The 2,955-nt window shown below is 77.2% G+C and carries 1 protein-coding gene; it reads left to right on the forward strand.

Going from position 1 to position 2,955, the window contains the following annotated elements:
* Positions 1 to 2,955, forward strand: a 2,955-nt coding sequence (locus PINTE_RS20805; protein WP_245643092.1) for a condensation domain-containing protein, incomplete at both ends; no start/stop codon positions are given.

The raw sequence follows: 2,955 nt of genomic DNA on the forward strand, positions 1-2,955 counted from the left end.
TCCCGCCCGGTCGACCTCCCGGCGCGCGTCACCGCGGCCACCGCGCGCACCGAGACCGCCGCCCACCTCGGGCTGGCCCGCGTGCCCGGGGCCGTCGCGCTGGCCGACACCCTGCTGGTCGTCGAGAACTACCCCCGGCCCGAGACCCACGAGGCCGCCGCCTCGGTGGCCGTCGGCCTCGTGCGCGGCCACGACGCCACGACGTTCCCCGTCACCGCGACGGTCGGGCTCGCCGACGGCGCCATCGGCCTCGAAGTCGAGATCGACCCGGCCCAGACCGACGCCGACCCCGAGCTGCTCGCCCGCGCCTGGGCCCTCGCCGTGCGACGCGTGCTCGAGCAACCGCACGCTGCTGGGCGCGACGCGCCCGAACCCGACGCGGCTGCCGGCGGCGACCCGTGGGCGACGCTGCGAGCCCGGGCGAGCCGCCCCGCCTCCGGGCTGACGCCCGTGGCGCTGCCGGCGGCCGCGCCCCACCAGGCATCCGAACCGTCCGGATCGGACCGCCAGCGACACGCTGAGAGAACAGACCTCGTCGCCCGGGTCATGGCCGACGTGCTCGGCGTCGACGCGGTGCCGCCCGGCGTCTCGTTCTTCGAGGCGGGCGCCGACAGCATCCTCGCGGTGCGTCTCGTCGGCGGCCTGCGAGGCCACGGCCTGCGCGTCGGCGTTCGCGACGTCTTCGCCGCGCCACTGCCCGACGACCTCGCGGCCCTCGCCGCGCAGCACGTCGATGCCGCGGCGGGCGCCGAGGAGGCCGCTCCGGCGCCGGCGAACGAGGCCGGAGCCGGTGGCGCGGCTCTTCCCGCGACCCCGGCCATCGCCTGGTACCAGGAGTTGCTGCGCCGCGGCGGCTCCGGGCGCGGATTCCAGCAGCTGCGGCACGTGCTGCTGCCGGCCGACACCCCGGTCACCGCCGTCGGCGCCGCGGTGCAACGACTCGTCGAGCGGCACGACGCGCTGCGCCTCGCGGTGGGCCTCGACGAGGTTCGCGTCGTCACCGCGCCGCCCCAGCGGTTGGCCGTCGTCGGCCCGGGCGACCTGCGCGAACAGCTGCGCCGGCTCGCCGACGAGATCGACCCCACCACAGGGGATCTCGTGCGCTGGGCCGTCGTGCCCCAGGCCGAGTGCGTGCGGGTCGTCGCGCTGGCCCACCACCTGGCCGTCGACGCCGTCTCCTGGGGCATCCTCAGCGACGAGCTGACGGCCCTCGCAGCGGGGGCCACGCTGCCTCCGGCCCCCTCGTTCGCGGGCTGGGCCCACGCCCAACGGGCCGCCGTCGACCGGAAGGAGAACGTCGACAGCGCGGCCGACCGGTGGCTGCGCACCTTGGCGCCCGCCGCGCCCCTGCGGCCTGCCGCCCGACCCCCCGGGACCGAGAAGGCGGGCAGCGGTCCGGCCGCGCCGGTCGACATCGGCACCCGCCCCGACAGCCGCCCCGACTGCCGCCCCGACAGCCGGGCCGAGGACTGGTTCGACTACGGGTCCGTCGGCGCCGCAACGGAACTCGAGGTGCGCGTGGACCGGCACGTGACCGCCCGGCTCCTGGCCGCCGGCCGGCGCGGCTGGAGCGTCGAGGCCCTTCTCGCGGCGGCGCTCACCGGTGGCCGCACCGACGACCTCGTCGTCGAATTCGAGGGGCACGGGCGCCCCACCGACCTGCCCGCCGACGACCCCCGCGCCACGGGGCCCGGGGCCGACGCGGTCGGCTGGTTCACCGCCACCTGGCCGGTGCGGCTGCCCGGCGACCCGGAGCCGGGAGGGGATCGGCTGCGGCACCTGACCCGCACGGCCCGCGCCGTGGCGGCCGGACGCGTCGACGGGCCGGACTACGGCCTGCTGCGGCACACCCATCCGACGCTGGCCCCGGCCCTGTCCGACGCCGAACGACGCTGCCCCCCACAGGTCCTGCTCAACTACCTCGGATCATCGGTCACAGCCGGCGCCGGCGCCGACGACCCGGCGGCGTTGGAAGGCGAATTGCGGCTGCACGCAGACCTGCCGGTCTCCCACCCGGTGGAGATCAACGCCTATCTCGTGCCCGGCAGCCCGGGGGCGGGCGACGGTGCGGCAGCCGAGCTCGTCGCGCGCTGGCAGGTGGCGGCCCCGCTGCGCGCTGAGGCGGCGCACCTCGCCGCGGCCTGGACCGAGCAGCTGCGGCACCTCACGAGCCTCGTCGACGCGCCGAGCCCGCGGACCATGCCCCCCGCCCCGACGGCGATCCACGACGCGGTCGGACTCGACGCCGACGACCTGGAGGCGGTGACCGCGGTCGACGGCCCGGCCGTGCGGGCCGTGTGGCCGCCGACACCGGTGCAGCGCGGCATGATCTTCCACGCCGTGACCGCCCCGGGCGAGGACCCCTACACATCGATGCTCGACATCGGGGTGCGCGGCGAGCTGGACCCGGGGGTGCTGCGCCGGGCACTGGAGTCGGTGGTCGCGGACCATCCGCAGCTGCGGCTGCGGGTGCGGTGGACCGAGCGCGGACCGGTGCTCGCCACGGTCGACGACCTCGACGTCGGCTGGCGCGAGCTGACCTGCCCGGACGCCGCCGCGTTCGCCCTCGCCGCGAGCACGGAGGCGGCCCGCGGCTTCGACTTGGAGCGCGGTCCGCTGCTGCGCGCGACCCTGCTCTCCGGCGGCTCCGGCGACATGACAGACACGGGTGTCGGCGGGAACGGTGAGCATCGACTTCTGCTCACCAACCATCACGTGCTGCTCGACGGGTGGTCGATGCCACCGCTCGTCGACGCCGTGCTCGAGCGCTACGCCGCCTTCACCGGCTCCACCGGCTCCACCGGCTCCACCGGCTCGAGCGGCTCGAGCGGCCGCAGCGGCTCGGCAGACGAGACACCCGGCTCGACGCGGGTCGTCGAGCCGGTCGAGCCGGTCGTCGCCGAGCCGGCCGGCAGCGCGTTCGACCGGCACGTCGCGGGGCTGGCCGCGGCGGCC

It is taken from the genome of Piscicoccus intestinalis NBRC 104926 (genome assembly GCF_001515525.1).
In the GTDB taxonomy this organism is placed as follows: Bacteria; Actinomycetota; Actinomycetes; order Actinomycetales; family Dermatophilaceae; genus Kineosphaera; species Kineosphaera intestinalis.